This window comes from Spiroplasma endosymbiont of Colias croceus (assembly GCF_964020095.1).
Lineage (GTDB): Bacteria > Bacillota_I > Bacilli_A > Mycoplasmatales > VBWQ01 > Spiroplasma_E.
In genome coordinates this window covers 1,083,989-1,102,288 of the sequence record NZ_OZ026536.1, presented here as the reverse complement: position 1 = coordinate 1,102,288, position 18,300 = coordinate 1,083,989, and the positions used below count along the sequence as shown (strand labels likewise).

Genomic DNA, 18,300 nt, shown 5'->3' with positions numbered 1-18,300 from the left:
GGAATAAATAATAATAAAACACCAAGTGCATTATTATTATTGCATAATTTTACACCAAAAATTACTAATAATAATCAAATTATAACTCCAAATATTATAATTATTGCAATGATACCAGTATCCATTTATTACTCCTTTTTTATTTTAAATTATAACAAAATTTTATCTTACACTTAAAATAATTTTGTAAATATTGGATTTTATATTAGATATAAATCTTTCTCCAAAAAATATTCCTTGATTTAAATTATATCTTCCTTCTATTTTTGATAATGTTCCTTGCAAATAAATTGTTCATTTTAAATTATTATCTTTTATACTCATACCAATTGATTTTTTGTTTTCAATTTTTTTATTAACAGAAAGAGTTTTTTCACTTAAATTAAACTCATAATTATTAAAATTGTAATCAGTAGTAGTTTTACCATAAATATAACTAATACCTGTTCTATCTTGATTATTTGTATGAAATCACAAACTTTCATCTATATCATTTTGTGGCGAATCGTTTCTTAAAATTAAATCTTTTAAATCAATAGTTATACTTGTATCTTCATTTTTTGCTGGTCTAAAAGTTTCAGTTGTAGAAAAATTTGCTTCAAATTGTGCATTATGTATATTTTCAATAGTTTTAATATCATAACCATAATAAATAGTTATTGATTTATAATATCTTTTTAAATCATTAAAAGTTTTAATTAATAATGTAGGGTCTAATAATAATTTTAAATCAAATTCATAATTAACTAATTTATTTTGATTTGCATTTCATCAATTATCTAAATTATTTTTTACTGGTATTGAATTTGTATTTGTTAATGGTAAATTATTTGCTGTCATTTCTATTTTTAAATCCGGAATAATAATTATTGATTTTGCTATATTTTGTGGACTTGGTGGTAATATTTTTGCTGGATAACTAAATGTAGTTTCTTCACTTTCTTCATATTCATCATGATTTAATTTATATAAAGTAGTTCAATTAAAAGCATTACCAGTTAAATAACCCATATTATTATAACGAAATTGAGCAACTGATATTTCATTATAATCACCTTGATAAGTAAAAGGATTATCACTATAAAATGTATGTCTTTCTTCACCTTGATGTAAACTTTGAGTAACAATTGTATCAATAATATAAGCATAATTTGAACCATCAATAACTCCATTACTTGTAGGATTTCATTGACAATCTTTATCTTCATTTGTAAATGGTGAAGCTATATCTAAAAACTCTGTATCTTCTGCTAAAATATAAACTTTATTATTTTTCTTTTGTGATAAATCAACAGTTGATATTTGTTCTTTAGTTTCTAATTTTTTACCAGTAGTAGGGTCTCATGGATATACACTTACTCTATCACTTAATTTCATTGTCATAGCAGTTGTTGAAACATGTGAACCTAATAATTTACCAATAGTAAAATCATTATCATTTGTAAAAGCATTTAAAGGAATTAAACCACCATTACCAATAATATTTTCTAAATTACTTGTAAAAAATGCACTCATAAAACCATTAAAATATAACATTTTTTTATATTGTTGAACATTTTGAGTAATAACTCAACTACTTCAAATACCTAATGTTAAAGCATTTAATAATTTACCAATTAAAGGTATATCACTTAATGCAAATGGTAATCATTGATTTGAATCATAAGGCATTTGTATTAATGGTGAAAATACAACACTATTAAAATTTAATATTGCTGACATATATTTTTGTGATATTTTACTATAATCAACAGTTGGACTACCAATAATTAAATGAGTATCTGGGTCTTTATATTTAAAATTACTACTCATATCAACATTATAATTTCCAGTTAAATTATTTATATTTCATTCACTATCTCAAAAGAATTTAGCATTACCAATTGCTGTACCATTACTTTTTATTGCTTTATCTTTATCAAAAGAAAGCATACCTTTAAAATCTTTTGTTACAAATAAATTATCTTGAAAATTTAATGAAGTTTTTAATCATTCTGTAAAATTTTTAAAATTAGTAAATCCCGTAGGTTTTGCATCCATAATATTATAAAATGTAGTTTCTGGATGACTACTTGTTGTTATTTTATCATTTATACCAGCAAGTAAACCACCATTATTTTTAATATCAGTTGTAGATTTTTCATTATTACCAGCAATAAATAATCTTCTTGAAGCAAATACTTTACTTTCAAATATTTCTTCATTATTTTGTTGTATTGGTTTTTGTCCTTGAATAATAGGTCTTCCATAATAATAACAACTTGATAATAATTCTAATCCATAACTTTGTCTATGACTATATCTTACTCCTATATCACACATTAAAGTACGATTTAATGTTACTTTTCCTTGTTGAATAGTAGGAAAAGCATAACCACTACCAGGACTTGCATATTGTACAAAATCAAGTGTATTTTGACCACTACTAATTACTCTATCATTTAAACTACTAAAAGTTAATACTTGTATACTAAATGCACCATTATAAGGACTATAATAATTTGTTACATTTGAAATATATAATAATTGTCTATCTTGATTTTTACCAGAATTACCACCAATATTTTCATTTTCATCATTAAATACAACAAAAAATTGTAAATAATCATCAATTGTAATATGTTCTTCAAACATTACTAAAGTATACTGTCTTTTAGTTTGTACTGTTTTAAATATTTGATTATTTGGTAAATTACTAAAATCAACACCACTTGTATCATCAATTAAATAAGCATTTCAATAATCACCAATTTTATATTCTTTTGTATAAAATTCATCTTGACCTGTAGTTTTATGAGTATTTGGGTCTGTTATACCTTTATTTTTTTGATATATTTTTGTACTATTTTTTCAAATACATACAACTGGAGTATTACCAGTTAATATTAATTCATATTGTCCAAAATCACTTATTTTACTATTAATTGGTTTATAACCAGTTTCAGTTAAAGGTATAGCACCATTATTTATAACAAATGGAAATATTTTTCAATGACTTTGTCTTTTAATCAATATTTGTTGCATCTTTAATCTCATGTGAGCGTGTTTCATTAATTGTATTTGTTGATGTCTGCTCATTATTATTACCTCCTAAATCTTTATTTAATTTTTGATTTTCATTAATAATATTTTCTAATTTATTTTCAGCCATAAGTTGGTCAATATTATCATATTCACCAATTGCTTCAATGACTGTCATTGTGCCATTATTTAATCTTGAATTAATAATTTGGTCTTGTATTATTTGGTCAGTCATAGCAATTGGAATAAATTTAAAACTATAAGGTCTTTCTCCAATACCATTTCATAAATTTTCACTAATAAGTAATAAATCAAATATACGATAAAAATAAGCACTATAAAATGCTATTTTTATTTCTGTTGTCTCCATATCATATTTATTATTAAACATACTTTCTGTTTTATTAGTATAAACATCATTACCATGTTCATCATAATCATATCCAGCACCATTAAATATTACTTTAGCAGTACCATTATAATCTAATCAATATTCATTAAATTTAGGGTCACCTTGAATAATTTGCATACCACCATTACCATTTTTATCATAACCAGCACTACCAACATTAACAAACATATCTTTTTTAGGATTTTCTACAATATTGCCATTTTCTTGCATTTCTTTAACTGTTTCATTATCTAATGATGCAAATAAAGTAGTAACATTTAATTCTCTTTCTAATCTTTTTTGTCTAATTACACGATTTAAATCTCAAATTAAATCTCATACTGGTGTACAATCTGGATATGCATTTAAAGTTGTAGCATTACCATATAAATTTATAATTGGTAAATTAGTAATTTCAAAAATAGGTATATAATTAAATGGATTTTTAATTTCATAAGTTTTTAATGGAGTAATATTTGGTTTTAATTTAGTTCTTGTAGAACCTAAAATAATATCTTTATTATTATCTTTATATGTTTCATATTTAACTTTTCCATTTTGAATTGTTACTCAAGTTAAAGTTGCACTATCTGCTTGTTCATTAATAAAATAAAATTCAGCTGCTTGTTCTTGTTCATTATATTTAGCAACTCTACCACAAAAACTATTAGGTAATATTTTAAGTGATTTACTATTATCTTCATTTACTATAATCATTATAAATACTTTTCCCATTAAACTATTTTGTAAACCAAATTTATAAAATTTTTCTAATCATTTATCTTTTAAATTCATTTCATTTAAATAATCTAATATTTCTTTTTTACTTGAATTAAATAAAAAACCTTTACCTAATCATAATTTAGTTGATTTTTGAGCAATAATCATAGGTATATCAATATATCAATTTGATTTATCACAACTTAAATATTCCATTGTATTTATCATAATTCATCACCATTAAATTTATTTTTATTAATTAATAATTTATTATTAATACCATTAATTAATCATTTCATTTCATGCATTAAAGCATACATATCACTATCTCAAGTATCATCATGTAAATCTAACATTTTGGGAGTATTATTATTAGTATCTAATTTCTTTTTATCTAATCATTGCATTAAACTATATTGTCTTTTAGTTTCTAGACATTTTTCTCAATTAAAACTAATAATATTTTTAAGCATACAAATTGTTGTAAAATCAATTCTATCATTTAAATATAAAGTTAATTTATCTACTGCTATAAATTTTAATCATGTTATATTACGTTTTTTAACTCAACTTTTTAAAACATCAATAAATACTAATCCACCATTACCATAATCAACATAACAAGTAAAACCAAATATCATTGCTATATAACGTTTACTTTCATTTAAATAATAATTAATAATATCATTTGCTAAAGTATCAGTATCTTTATATTGCATAGTAACATTACTATGATAAAATTCACTTTCTTTATGCGCTCTTCTTCCATTTTCATTTTCACCAATAAATCATAATGAAGCAGCAGTTGGATGACCACTACTACTTGTTGCCATACCAATATCTAATCCACCAGTTAATCTTTGTACTTGAAAATCTAATTTAGTTCCTACTTTATCTAAATATCTTGCAAATATAGCACCAGTTAAAATACTAGGTACACCATAATATCAACTTTGTGCTTTAATAGGGTCTAATACTTTTAATTCTTCTAAATCATTAATCATATCTAATGTCAAATTATGATTATTTACTTTTCAATTTGAATAATGAAATAATTTAAATATATTATTATCAAATACTGATTTAATTTGTTCATTATTAGATTTCATAATTTCTAAGTTAAAAGGTACAATATTATTCATATATTCAATAAAATATTGATAAATATTATCTGGATTACAACTTTTAATTTTTATTCTTTTTTTAGCATTACCTAATGCAAATGTAATTGCTTGAAATTCTTGTTGACTAAATTCATTTGCTTCTTCACATCATTCAATTGCTAAATCAAATCCTTTTATTTCACTACGAGAAAGACCTTTTAAAGGTATTCTATCATTTGAATTACTATATACACCCATAACTCTAATAAATGATTTACTACCTTTAAATCTAAAATCTGCTTGTTTATTTGGATATTTTAAAGTAAAATCTTTATAATCATTAAAACTAATTATTATTAAAGCATTATATATTTCTTTAACTAAATCATTAATATCTTTATTAAGTTTTCTAAAACAATATATAGCAATTGATTTATTAACTTTAATTGAAATTGCTATTAATATTGCTAATTCTTCAGCAATACTATATGTTTTACTTGAATATCTACTTCCACTTAAATTATATTCACTATGAGTAAAATCACTTTTATTTAATAATCAATAACTAATTTCATGTAAATAAGTAAATTCTTTATTCATAATATTATTCCTGTAATTCTTCTAATTTTAAAAGTTGACCATATCTTACAGGGTCACTAACAATAGCAATTGTATCATTTTGCATTTGTAAAGAAACCATTATTCTATCATTAACTTTATCTCAATCCAAAGTTTGAACATCAGTATTTAACTCACCGTATAAAAATTCTTTACAAATAAAAGCAAATTTTTTAATGCTTGATTGACTTTCAAAATTATAATAAATTTTATACTTTTTATTAGTTATAAAATTATATCTAATATGATTTATATTAACTTTTGTTCCTACTTCTTTTCATTGTGGAATACTTGGACTTGGTTGTATTTTATTATCAACATATCTTTTGTTTACAGCATCTTGTGGTTGTTCAGGGTCTGCTATATAAATAATTCTTTTATTATTAGAAGTAATTAATCTTTTTTCTTTAGGTTGAATAATATTAGGCGAATTAGGGTCTATTTCTCATAATGATTCAACACTACTACCCTTAGCACTAATAACATTATTTTCAATTTTAATATTAGCACCAGCAATTAATTTATCTTGTTTTAATAACAATTTATTATCAGTTTCTTCTTTTTTATAATAATCAGTTAAATTAGGTATTTTATTATCAACATATTCTTTAGTTGTAGCATCTGTTAAAAATGTAGGTGTACCAACATCAATTATTCTTTTACTATTAGCATCAATACCTTTATCATCTTTTGGTTTAATAAAATTAGAATTATCTTCAATAACTTCTCATAATGAATTATCAATATCTGTTTTAATTCCACTAGTATCAATATTAACTATTGGTCTTAACATATTTTGTGGATGAGTAATAGTAATTTTAGTTCTAGAATCTAATGATTTTATATTATTATAAGGTATATATGCATTTAATGGACTATCTTCACCACAATTTGAAATAAATTTATTAAATCAATTATTTTTTTGTGATTCTATACCTTTTAAATTAAAACCTTTAATATTTGGATATTCTTTAATTTTTCTTAAACAATTAAATACTTCGGGTGGTATAAAATAAGGGTCATCTGGATTAGTTTCACTATAAGTTAATCCACCTTGACTAATTGAACCTTGACCACGTAAATAATCTACATCTTTAGTTAATAAAAATCTAACATAATGAGTAGTTGCTGTTTGAATATTATCTGTAAAATCAGTTGGTGTTATTTCTGGTCATTTTTTTGAAATAGTAAAACCACTTAAATAATTAATATTACTACTTGCTACAGATATTGCAAATCAAATTTCATTATCTGGAGTAGTAACTTTATCAAATAATAAATCATTAAAATATTTAGAATTTTTAAATTCTTCAACTGTTATAAATAAAATTGGGTCTTTAATAGCCATAATAATTTACTCCTTAATGTAAAATAAAGGGTATTTAAACCCTTTAAATTCCAACTTTAGTTGCTTTTTTCTTATCTTTTTCTGATAATTCTTTTTTAGAAGCTCTTTGACTAATAATAGTATTTTTAAATACTTCATCTTTTTCATTATCATTATTAAAACTATCTAAAGATTTAGCAATTGATGTAGTTTCTAATTGTAATTGAGAATTTATTTGTTTAATATTTGATTTAATAAATTCAATTTCTTTATCTCTTTTTAATTCTTTTGCTAATTTATTTTTCTTTGATTTTTTAATTGATTTTCCAAATAATAGAAATGCTAAAGTAATACATATTCCACTAGCAACTGCTCCTCCTATTACTGCTGATATTAATTCTATTGAAAAATTCATTTTTTATTCCTCCAATTGTATTTTATTTGAATGTTGTTTACATAAATGACATTCTTTTTTATGTTTTTTAATTTCTTTATATTGATATATTAAATAAGGACTTGTAATAATAATTGGTATAGTTATTAATATATATTTAATTAATTTTCCATAATTACCTAATTTAGTAATAAGATTTAATCCAATATGACCAAACATAGGAAATAAAGTTAATATTAAATGGTCAGGTCAAGTAAAATTATATTGATTAGTATAATTTCCTATTCCCATTTCTATTGGTATTTTAGGTATTAATCAAGGTGTACTAGTAAAAAATAATGTTATTAATATACCAATAATATGACTAGTTATTTTTAAAATATTTGATATTAAAATTTTAATTTTATCAATATGAGTACTATTTTTATTAAATCAAATCTTATTTAATCTTTTATATTCTTTATTATCTTTACTTATAGGATTAATAGTATTTCATATACCAATTGGTTTAATTGGTTTATCTAATTCAATAATAATTACCACCTACTTTCATGTTTTATATTTACTTTTATTTTTATAAATTGAAATACCAATATTTTTATTTAAATTATTAGTTTTATGAAAAGTTAAATATTCTTTTCTTTCTACTCTTCATGCTCTACTACCTAATTCAGTTTTTGGTAAAGTTTTAAAATCTTTAAGTTTAAAAAATCCACGTTCTAATCTATTAATAAATGCAGTTGTTTTTAAAACATTAATATTAGTTGATTTAATAATGTTATAACGTTGTTTACCTTTACTAATACCTTTCTGTTCTTTAAGTTGTTTCTTTACATATAAACGTATTTGACTTGGTAAAAACCCTCTTAAAAAATATCTTCAAAATATTGTTCCAGCACCAGAACCATTTTTACCTTTTTGAACTTTCATTAAATTTCAAGTTTCTTCTGGTACATTTGGATAAGTATAAGGACCATATCAACGTTTATTTTTACTTGTATCACTTTGAAATAAACCCTGTAATATTCCTACTTTTAATGATTTATTTGATTTATAAAATAAACCTTTTTTAAATCAAGAACTTGATAATATTACTCATCCTTTATAATCTTTATTATTGTGTTGTTTAATATCTTTATCATTAATATCTTTTTTATCTTCTTTAAACAAATTATTAACTTTTTTTATAGGTTTAAATATTAATTTATCTAATTGAGTTTTTAATTCAGTTAATTGACTAGGTTTTAAAATTGAAATAAGTTTTTTAATAATATTTGGATTAAAAGTTGAATATGGTTGGTCAAGTTCTTCATTACTAACATTTTCACTATCTAAAATTGATTTTAAACTTTGATTTTTACTATATAATTTTAATAAACTAATAATTGCAGTTCTTATATCATTAGTTTCTAATGCAGAATAAATAATTCTAATAATTAAAGGTAACATTATAAGCTCATATGGTTATAATCTCAATTTAATGAAGCATTATCTAATATTACTTCACTCATATTATCACTACCATATTGACTAGTTGTTTCACTATTAATAGTGAAACTATTATCATTAATTAATCTTGCAGTTTCGTTATTAAATGGTGTTTCTTGCATTTCTTCAACATGATTAGTAGTTTCCATAGGTAATAAATTATGAATTATTTCAGATGCACCAGCAACTATTGTTGGAATTGCATAAGCATTATTAAAATCATTATTAATACCCATAGCAACACCACTTGATATTAAACAACCACCAGTACCCATATTTGCTATTTTACGTATAGTTTCAAATCTATTTGGGATTAATTCAGTTAATCCACTAATAAGATTTGAAATACCATAAGCATTTAAACTAATATATGTATCTCAATCCATTAATTTATTATTTTTTAATAATAAATCTGGAAATGGATTTGGATTAATTGAAGAATTAGTAAATTTGCTATAATTTGATAATCCAATTGTTCCTAAACCTAATAATATTTTTTTAGAACTATTAATTAATTTAGTTTTAGTATTTGGTCTTTGATTTAAATTTCAAATATCTAAACCTAATTTTTTACCAAATAATAAACTATTGATTGAACCTAATACTGGATTTGCAATTACTTGACCATAATAAGCACTTGTACCAATCATTGCTGATAATGGACTAATTGAAGAACGAATTATCTTTAATAAAGTATAATTATTTGATTGTATAGTAATGTCATTTGGCATTTTCATTTACTCCTTTTAATAAATTAGTTTGTTTTTCTATTTTAATAATTACTTTACCTTCACAATGAATATTATCTCCAACACATATAGCATAATTATCATGTACATCACTTACTATAAAATAATCATTTCTTAATTTAGGATATTCATCTAATAAAATTGCTCTTATATCATTACTACTAGTTAAATCTTCTGGTTTAGGTGAATAAATAGTAATATGTGCTTTTTCATCAAAATATTTATATATAAATTCCATAATTATTTTTTAGTAAATTCTAATTTTACTGTTCCATAATAATCTTTATTATTGCCAGAAATAGTAGCACTTGTTGATGTAATATTACTAAATGTTACTTTACCTTTTTCATAACCATTATTACCAATATTTAATATTACAGTTTCTAATTCATCATTAGTAGGAGTAGTTCCTGCCATAGTAATTTTTCCTAAATTTTTATAATAAATTACATCTTGTAAATCTAAAATATTCATATTATCATAATCAGTTGATTGATAACTTGCATTAATATTAGTTGCATCAACTTTATAATTTTTTGCTCTTGCTTCTTTAATTTCATCTATTGTAGGCATTTTTTCTTGAATTATATACATTAAATTAGGTCTTATTGCTGCTGGTAATGAATATAATGCTTTACCAATAATACGAATATTATCAGTAGCATTATCTAATTTATTTCTTACTTTAGTAAATGAAATAGGCATACCTCACATATATCTGTTATAAACTACTCCAAATAAATCTAATAATTTATAATCTTTTTCTAAATGCATACCAGAAACAGTATCATGAATAAAATCTTGTTCTAAATAAAAACTTTCATAAAATTCCATTCCCATAATTTGATTTGTATATCTTTTACCAGTTGCTAAAGTATTTGCAGCAATTTGTCCATAATTTAATAATGTAAATGCTTTTGCTAAATTAAAACTACTATCAATACCACAAGCACCAGTTAAATCTGCTTTATTAATACCAACTGTAATATCATCTACTTTTTTAATTAATTTATTATTTCTTTCTCCGATTATATAATAAGCATTTAATGCTTGTTCTTTAGTCATATTATTTAAATTTAAAGGTAATACTAATGATTTAGCAATTGCATAATCTTTTGTACCTTGTAAAAATATTAATTCAAAGTTTTCTCTTAAATTTCTCATAAATGAACTTGTTCAATTTGAAACAATTTGTGTTGCTACATTTGCTGGTGAAGTCATAAATCTTTCAATATCAAATTCTGGAATATTAAAATCAATTGTTAATTCTTTATCAATAATTAATGTTGTTGTTTTAACTGTTCCTTTTTGTCTTTTAGTACCAGTAAATTCATCTCATGTTGAACCTCATAATACACGAACAGTTGCTCTATATATTGCCATTGCTACACCACTAATATTTGCTATTTGGTCAGCAGTAACAGTATTTCTCATAAATAAAGTACTTAATTCAGCAGTTAATTCACCACGAACTTGTGCTTCAAGTACACTTAAAACAGCATTTTCAGTAGGAGAATTACCACCAATAATAAATGCTTTAGGTATTTGTGGAATTGCCATATTATCCTCTTTCTATTTAATAGATTGAAGTGCATTTCCTCTTGCTAAATTTACAAGTTTTTCTAATTCTTTAGGGTCAGTAATACCTGTAGTTTTTGCTTTTTCATTTAATTTTCTTTCTAATTCTTCTGGATTAATACTATTTGTATGTAAATCTAAAAGAGTTTTAGGATTAAAATCATTTGAATTAAGTTTATTTTCTGATTTAATAGGTTCTGTTTTATCAATAAGAAATTCTTTATAATCTTCATTTATTTTATTAAATGCTTCTTGTTTAGATAAAGATTTATAATTATCAGTACTCATTAAATTTTTAATTAAATTTACTTTTTTTGTATCTTTAATATTAGAAAATAATTGTTGCTCTTCAAAACTATTAATTTTATTTTCATATTCTTTTATTTTTATTTCATATTCACTTAATTTAGTTAATTTAGGTTCAATATCTTTTTTACTTTCAGCATATACTACATTTCTATGTTGTTTTAGTAAATTTTTAACATCATCTAAACTATAATTCTCTTTTTCATCAAAAGTAAAATCACTCATACTTTTAATCTCCCTTGTTAATAAAATTTTAATAATTCACTTGGTTAATAGGTCACTTTTATATATGTTAATTTAACATATTCACTTTAATATATTGTATCATTTTTTCCCTTTAAAATAAAGAAAAAATCTATATATAATATAGACCTTTAATCATCATTTTCAATTTTTCTTGGTTCACAAATATTAATAATTATATTATTTTTAGTGGTATTATCTTGATAATTTTCTTGTAAATCATCAAATTCTTCTGGATGACATTTTCTTAAATATTCTCATTGATACTTTGGGTCTTGCATAGTACTTCTTAATAAATAATTAGCAATTTTTTGACATGCTTTATCATAATCTTTTAAAAATTTTTGTTGTCATTTTGTCTGGTAGCGTCGGCAATCAAATATATATTTTCTATCAATTCCTAATGCTAAATTTAAACCAGTTTTTGTCATTCTAGTTGGAACATTTTTATTATCTCTAAAATATTCATTTATTTTTTCTTTATAATTTCCTAATTCTTTTCTTTTTGCTGGCATATTAATCACCTTATTTTAAAACATCAAGTATATAGGGACTTCGTCCCTCGCCACTACGTGGCTCACCCAAATTATAGTCCCAGTAGGTTCACTGGGACTATAATCATTTTTATTTATCTTTATTTTTAGGTTTATCTTTTTTCTTTAAAATATTATCCAATTTATCCAAACCAGCAGACTTAATATCACTATAAGTCATATCAATACTACTTGCTTCTTTAAGATATTTCTTAGGCGACAATTCACTTTTAAGTTCATGCACATAATGTAAAGCACGTGAATTATACCTTTTTAACCAGTGTCTAGGAAAAAATAAAGTCATAGCCATTGCTTCACCACTATAACTTGGAGGCATAATACCTCTTTTAATCATTTTCTTTGTTCTACGACGTGAAAATACTACCTTATTATAATCCTCAATATTAGTATATAAATTAAGATTAAATATAACAATAAAACCCAAAAAACGCATACGTTTAACTTGAACAACATACTCAACTTTTTCTCTTGCTTGTACTGGTATTCTATTAGGGTGTTGTTCAATCAAATACATTGTACCATTAAACATATGACCTATTAACTTACAAAATTGTCCTAAACTTTCTTGTTGATTTTTAAACTGTACTCCTAAATCATTAGAATTTATCTTTAATGCTAATTCATCTAAAATTATTAAATCTTGTTCTTCAAAAGCATAATTACTTGCTAACTGATTAAAAGTAAAAACATCGTTATAATTAACCAAATAAGAATAACCAGTCTTTAACTTAATAGGGAAAGGACTAACTACTCGTTTCTTATGAGTTTGTGCTAAACAACAAGCAAGAGCAGATTTGCCAGTCCTTGGAGGTGCTGAAATAATATAACTACCAACTCGTTTTAAAATTTTAACATTACGAATAGTTATAAGAATTGGATAAATAATTATAATCAAACCTATAACTAATAACACATAACCATATCAAGGCATAATAAACTCCTAACCTATAATTAAACTAATTGCTCTAACAAATAATCATAAAGGTATAATATTTTCTATTCCACTAACAATATCAACATTTAAAGCAGTACTAATCGTATCTGAAAAAATATGTCGTAATAAACTATCCGTTGTAAAAAGAAATTGTCTTAGTGGTTCAACTGGTAAAACTTTACCAACAACACCATAAAGTACTCATCTAAAAGCATTACGTAAATGTCCAAAAACATCATATCAACTTGGTCTTTCATATTCGGGATTAAAAGGACTATTTGGTGGCACTGGCGTTATATTTTCACTTGAAAAAATATTGATTTGACCAAAATTCAACTGTGGTGAAAAAGTTGGTCTAGTTGATTCACCATGAACATCAAAAAATACTGTTAAATGTCTTAAATTTGGAACACGAATAGGCATAGTAACAAAATTATATAAATCTTGTTGATAAATATCATTATCCACTTTACCTTTAAAAACATATTTTGTATCACCAACATAATCTAAAAAACTAAAAGTAAAATTAGCAGTAAAAGTTTTAAAATATTCATATTCAAAATAGAACATAAAACCTTGAATATAAAAACTCAAAGGTTTATCAATTTCAAAATTTAACTGTGTTTGAAAATTTATAATACTTTTACCAGTATTAACAAAATTTAAATTATTAGTATTATTCTTTGCAACATAATTATGATTAAACATAATACGTGAAAATTCATCTAATTGTTTTCTATTAAAAGTATAAACACCAGTTCCCATATCTATCATTTGTGACGGAACACCAACTGTATCACTATAATAATAACACGTATATAAACCTTCATTATTACCTATAAATTCACCACTTACTAATTTTAAATCCGGTTGGTCAACATCAAAATAAGCAGAATTTCATGGTATTGTTGCTCAATCATCAAAATTATGATACTTAACATGTTTAACCATTTCTTTTGTAATATCATAATTAACAATATTAGGGTCATTTGAAGCAATTAAACTAGTTGGTGCTTGAACAGAAGTATTTACAACAAAAAACAATTTAGCAAATTTAAATCACATAATTATTTACCAAACAAACATCTTAAAACTCATCATAAACCATAAAATATAATAAATCCAATAAAAAACTGTGTACCATAAACTACTAAATTTCATAAAATAGTAGTAAATTGGTCAACTGGACTTCCTATAAACATAGTTCAATAATCAACTATACATTGATGTATTTTATTATAAATATCTCAAACACTCATATCTAACACCTACCCAAACAATGACCTAAAAACAAATTTAATACTACGATAAATAAAATTAAAAAATACACCTAATACCAACCAAAAAGTCAAATTAAACAAAATATAAACTTCATCAGTAATATTAGTTTGATTTAAAAATATACCAATATCATTACTAGAAAATATAAAAATTAAATGCAATATACTATTAACAAAATCACTCATAACTAATTACCTACAAACTTCCCTTTTTTATTTTCAACACCCTTAGCCTTATTTCTTAAACGTTTTCTTTCATGTTGCTTAGCAATTTGCTTTCCAACAAATTTTGAACTACCTTTAATGTTTTTGTAACTTTTCTTTACAGTACCCGATGTAGAAACTGGCTGAATATCAATATTTAAAAAAACTGACATAGCAAACTTTATTAAAAGAATAAAAACAACAAAAGTACCCAAATTAAAACCTAAATCTGCCATTGGCAAATTTCAAAATTTCATAAAAATTTGTCCAAATAGTTCTAAAACTTTTGAAATAAAAGCAACACCCATAATAAACTACTCCTATATTATTTTTAATAATTTTAAAATTAATGAAAAAGTAAAAAGTACTAAAATAATTGCTAACAAAGGTACTGGCATTGAAACTATTTGTTGTGAACTATCACCAAAAATAAAACTTTTAATAACCAAAGATAAATTATGTAAACCGGAAAAATCAGTAATATAACTTTGTAAAATATTTTGCACAATATTATTTAAAGAAGGTAAAAGTTTACCTAATAAAGGAAAAACAAAAATTATTGCAAAAAATAATTTAATCATAACTATTACCTCCTAAAAACAACTTTAATTTTTTCTATCTAAATCCACGAATAATATGTCCAATAAATTCTTTAATAAATACTAAGACCATCATAAATATTGGAATTAATACCGGTCAATTTGTCATTATAGAATCACCCGCAAATACTCAGTTAAAAACATAACTAAAAGATTCTAATAATTTTTGACCAATACCTCCAATCATTTCTATTAAAGCACTTAATCCTTTTGGCATACTAATCACCTCCCTCCTCTAATTCTTTTCTTGCTCTTTCTTTACGTTTTTGTTCTTTACAATATCAACAATCTGGGTCAACTACATTGTGTTTTCTATGTTTAAATTTTCAAACTAACTTTTTAATAGTACCTTTAAAAACCCAAGAAGTACCAAGCACAGCAATTATCACAACTATTCATTTAACCATTATTTTCTACCTCCTAAAAAACTATCAAAACTCATATTTTCATATAATCTTTGGTCAAAATTTCTTTTTGCCTTTTTCTTATGCAACTTTTGTCTTGGCATATTTTTTCATTTATCTTTTTTCATAAAATTAATTCACTCCTTATAAAATAAATGTTCTTATAGTTTTATTTTGTTCATTATTTCTTAAATTTTCATTATTAATTTCTAATAATTTACTTTGAAATTCTAATGTTTGTTTTAATTCTTTTACTTGATTATTTAAATTTTCAAATTTTCTTTCTAATTTTTGTTTTTCATATCTTTTTCTTTCAACTTTTAAATCATTCTTTTTAATAAATTTATTTTCTTTTCTCTTAAAAACTCAATTTGTTATTTTATTTTTAATATTATTTCATGGAATACCAATATAACCCACAACAATACCAATTAAGATAGATACTGGTTTAATTGCAACAATTCCTAAAACTATAATGCTAGGAATTAATCCTAAAAATATACTAAATGTAATACATCCAGTTAATGCCATAAATTTTAAAATTCATCACATATATATTTTCACTTTAAACACCACCTAGTGTATAAACATAAGAATAATCCCAGTTTAAACTTGCTCTATCTAAATTAATCTCCGACATACTATCATCATTTAAATCAACATCAACAATACTGTCATCTGTACTTTGATAATCATTAACACTGCCATTAATTAATCTTGCTCTTTCATCAGTAAATACTTCTTGCATTTGAACAACATTATTAGTATTTCCAAAAGGCAATAATAATTGATTTATAATTTCACTTGCTCCGGCAATAATCGTAGGAATAGCAAAATAATTATTAAAATCATTATTTATACCCATAGCAACACCAGTGCTAATCAAACAACCACCAGTACCCATATTTGCTATTTTACGTATAGTTTCAAATCTATTAGGTATTAACTCAGTTAAACCACTAATAACATTCGCTATACCAAAACTATTTAAAGATATATAAGTATCTCAATCTACAAAAGGATTATCAACTATTGGCTTAGGTGTTGGTATTGGAGTAGGAATTGGTGGCTCAGTAGGACATGGTGGTCAAAAACAAGGTTCATCTCTTAATAAAGAAACTGACTTATCTACATACTGAACAAACTTAGCATAATTTATTAAACCAATTGTTCCTAAACCTAAAAATATCTTTTTATAACTATTAATAACTTTATTTCTAGTAGTAGGTCTTTGATTAATATTCCATATATCAATTCCTAACTTTTTACTAAATAATAATGAATTAATAGAACCTAATATTGGGTCTTTTAAATATTGACCATAATAAGCACTAATTCCTACCATAGCACTTAATGGACTTAATCCAGTTCTTAAAATTTTAGTTAAAGTATAATTACTAGTTTGTTCTAAATCATTAGGCACAAATAAAACTCCTTACTTTATATACTAATAAGGAGCTTATTTATGAATTATAATCTAATCCATTGGGGCTGAATGAAAAATATATAATCCATATATAAGCCCCTTATTTAATTTTTACTTATTTCTTTTATTCTCTTTTCTTATTCGTTCCATTTCATTAGCAACTCTATAGCACATTTCACAACCATATACTCGCTCATAAGTCCAATCATTACACTTATGTCTCATAATTTAACTTACTTTCTTGTTGTCTCATTGATTTATTTAAAGCAATATCTAATATACAATTTGGACAATAATATTTTCTAGTATATAAGTTTTGTAAAACTCTTTTAGGACAAATAACTTGGTCACAAAGTTTACACATATAAATCGCTAAATGAAATGCTTGTTCACATGAACAATTATCATTTTTAGCCATAATTTAAAATTAACTCCTAACATATTAATAATTATTTAAAATTACCCTTTTAATAAATAACTATTTTCAATTAGAAAGTTTTTTAATATTACCGCTTAAATCAAGTTCAAGTGAATAAAAATTACCAACTTTTAAATCAACAGTAGATAAACAATTATTAAAATCACTAGCAAATTCTGGATTATATCATTTATCACGTGTTTGGCCAGTTGGCACGCTCGTTTGTTTATTTATTTCTACAAACTTCAAAACATCAAACTTTAATGTTTGACCTTTATTATTTTTATCGGGTATAATACGCCCTTTTTCAATATTAACTAATTGAACTTTAAACATAAAAAAACTTAACCTCGACTATTCATTAAAATTTAATTTAATAAGTTAAGCATAGTAGGGTAAAACCTATACTTATTAATAATATATCATAAAAATATAAAATTTCAACAAAAAATAAAAAAATGAACACTAGTAAGAATAGTCGTAATTACTAATGTTCAATAAACATTATATATATATATATATATATATACAAGTAAAAATATA

Annotated in this window: 24 protein-coding genes; all 24 read right to left on the bottom strand. The window is 23.4% G+C overall.

The window, feature by feature from the left end; genetic code table 4:
• Window positions 1-162: 162 nt before the first annotated feature.
• Window positions 163-3,078: a hypothetical protein gene (locus AACL24_RS06835; protein ID WP_339049256.1), complete on the bottom strand. Its 2,916-nt coding sequence runs from the start codon at window positions 3,076-3,078 to the stop codon at window positions 163-165.
• Window positions 3,005-4,360 (bottom strand): hypothetical protein, encoded by a 1,356-nt coding sequence (locus tag AACL24_RS06830; protein ID WP_339048653.1) that lies wholly within the window; start codon window positions 4,358-4,360, stop codon window positions 3,005-3,007. The genes AACL24_RS06835 and AACL24_RS06830 overlap by 74 nt, the downstream gene beginning before the upstream one ends.
• The gene (locus tag AACL24_RS06825; protein ID WP_339046120.1) at window positions 4,354-5,835 is read right to left on the bottom strand and encodes a hypothetical protein; all 1,482 of its coding nucleotides are present in this window, start codon (window positions 5,833-5,835) and stop codon (window positions 4,354-4,356) included. The genes AACL24_RS06830 and AACL24_RS06825 overlap by 7 nt, the downstream gene beginning before the upstream one ends.
• Window positions 5,836-5,839: 4 nt before the next feature.
• Window positions 5,840-7,201 (bottom strand): hypothetical protein, encoded by a 1,362-nt coding sequence (locus AACL24_RS06820; RefSeq protein WP_339049255.1) that lies wholly within the window; start codon window positions 7,199-7,201, stop codon window positions 5,840-5,842.
• A gap of 43 nt (window positions 7,202-7,244) precedes the next feature.
• A complete protein-coding gene (locus tag AACL24_RS06815; RefSeq protein WP_339046124.1) occupies window positions 7,245-7,595 on the bottom strand; it encodes a hypothetical protein in 351 nt (116 codons plus the stop codon).
• Window positions 7,596-7,598: 3 nt separating this feature from the next.
• Window positions 7,599-8,117, bottom strand: a complete 519-nt coding sequence (locus AACL24_RS06810; protein ID WP_339046126.1) for a hypothetical protein — start codon at window positions 8,115-8,117, stop codon at window positions 7,599-7,601.
• Complete coding sequence (locus tag AACL24_RS06805) at window positions 8,118-9,023, bottom strand: hypothetical protein (protein WP_339048645.1); 906 nt, start codon at window positions 9,021-9,023, stop codon at window positions 8,118-8,120.
• On the bottom strand, window positions 9,023-9,793 hold the full coding sequence (locus tag AACL24_RS06800) for a hypothetical protein (RefSeq protein WP_339048643.1): 771 nt from the start codon (window positions 9,791-9,793) through the stop codon (window positions 9,023-9,025). The genes AACL24_RS06805 and AACL24_RS06800 overlap by 1 nt, the downstream gene beginning before the upstream one ends.
• A complete protein-coding gene (locus AACL24_RS06795) occupies window positions 9,762-10,049 on the bottom strand; it encodes a hypothetical protein (protein ID WP_339046485.1) in 288 nt (95 codons plus the stop codon). The genes AACL24_RS06800 and AACL24_RS06795 overlap by 32 nt, the downstream gene beginning before the upstream one ends.
• 2 nt (window positions 10,050-10,051) lie before the next feature.
• Window positions 10,052-11,371 (bottom strand): hypothetical protein, encoded by a 1,320-nt coding sequence (locus AACL24_RS06790; protein WP_339048641.1) that lies wholly within the window; start codon window positions 11,369-11,371, stop codon window positions 10,052-10,054.
• A 12-nt stretch (window positions 11,372-11,383) separates the two neighbouring features.
• A complete protein-coding gene (locus AACL24_RS06785; RefSeq protein WP_339046491.1) occupies window positions 11,384-11,920 on the bottom strand; it encodes a hypothetical protein in 537 nt (178 codons plus the stop codon).
• A gap of 149 nt (window positions 11,921-12,069) precedes the next feature.
• Window positions 12,070-12,453 (bottom strand): hypothetical protein, encoded by a 384-nt coding sequence (locus tag AACL24_RS06780; protein WP_339046493.1) that lies wholly within the window; start codon window positions 12,451-12,453, stop codon window positions 12,070-12,072.
• Window positions 12,454-12,562: 109 nt separating this feature from the next.
• Entirely contained in the window at window positions 12,563-13,423 is an 861-nt protein-coding gene (locus AACL24_RS06775; protein ID WP_339049254.1) for a hypothetical protein, read from the bottom strand.
• 9 nt (window positions 13,424-13,432) lie between these two features.
• Window positions 13,433-14,470 carry a hypothetical protein gene (locus AACL24_RS06770; protein WP_339049253.1) on the bottom strand — a complete coding sequence of 346 codons (1,038 nt, stop codon included), beginning with the start codon at window positions 14,468-14,470 and terminating at the stop codon, window positions 13,433-13,435.
• Between the two features lie 23 nt (window positions 14,471-14,493).
• Entirely contained in the window at window positions 14,494-14,685 is a 192-nt protein-coding gene (locus tag AACL24_RS06765; protein WP_338956933.1) for a hypothetical protein, read from the bottom strand.
• A gap of 209 nt (window positions 14,686-14,894) precedes the next feature.
• The gene (locus AACL24_RS06760; protein WP_338960510.1) at window positions 14,895-15,218 is read right to left on the bottom strand and encodes a hypothetical protein; all 324 of its coding nucleotides are present in this window, start codon (window positions 15,216-15,218) and stop codon (window positions 14,895-14,897) included.
• Window positions 15,219-15,230: 12 nt separating this feature from the next.
• Window positions 15,231-15,491: a hypothetical protein gene (locus AACL24_RS06755; RefSeq protein WP_338973731.1), complete on the bottom strand. Its 261-nt coding sequence runs from the start codon at window positions 15,489-15,491 to the stop codon at window positions 15,231-15,233.
• A gap of 34 nt (window positions 15,492-15,525) precedes the next feature.
• On the bottom strand, window positions 15,526-15,726 hold the full coding sequence (locus AACL24_RS06750) for a hypothetical protein (protein ID WP_338956925.1): 201 nt from the start codon (window positions 15,724-15,726) through the stop codon (window positions 15,526-15,528).
• 1 nt (window position 15,727) lies between these two features.
• A complete protein-coding gene (locus AACL24_RS06745; RefSeq protein ID WP_339049252.1) occupies window positions 15,728-15,916 on the bottom strand; it encodes a hypothetical protein in 189 nt (62 codons plus the stop codon).
• The gene (locus AACL24_RS06740; protein WP_339049251.1) at window positions 15,916-16,041 is read right to left on the bottom strand and encodes a hypothetical protein; all 126 of its coding nucleotides are present in this window, start codon (window positions 16,039-16,041) and stop codon (window positions 15,916-15,918) included. Before AACL24_RS06740 ends, AACL24_RS06745 begins: the two co-directional genes overlap by 1 nt.
• Window positions 16,042-16,057: 16 nt before the next feature.
• Complete coding sequence (locus AACL24_RS06735; protein ID WP_339049250.1) at window positions 16,058-16,477, bottom strand: hypothetical protein; 420 nt, start codon at window positions 16,475-16,477, stop codon at window positions 16,058-16,060.
• Window position 16,478: 1 nt separating this feature from the next.
• Window positions 16,479-17,336: a hypothetical protein gene (locus AACL24_RS06730; RefSeq protein ID WP_339049249.1), complete on the bottom strand. Its 858-nt coding sequence runs from the start codon at window positions 17,334-17,336 to the stop codon at window positions 16,479-16,481.
• A 217-nt stretch (window positions 17,337-17,553) separates the two neighbouring features.
• Complete coding sequence (locus AACL24_RS06725) at window positions 17,554-17,757, bottom strand: hypothetical protein (RefSeq protein ID WP_339049248.1); 204 nt, start codon at window positions 17,755-17,757, stop codon at window positions 17,554-17,556.
• A 60-nt stretch (window positions 17,758-17,817) separates the two neighbouring features.
• A complete protein-coding gene (locus tag AACL24_RS06720; protein WP_281748222.1) occupies window positions 17,818-18,093 on the bottom strand; it encodes a hypothetical protein in 276 nt (91 codons plus the stop codon).
• Between the last annotated feature and the right edge of the window lie 207 nt (window positions 18,094-18,300).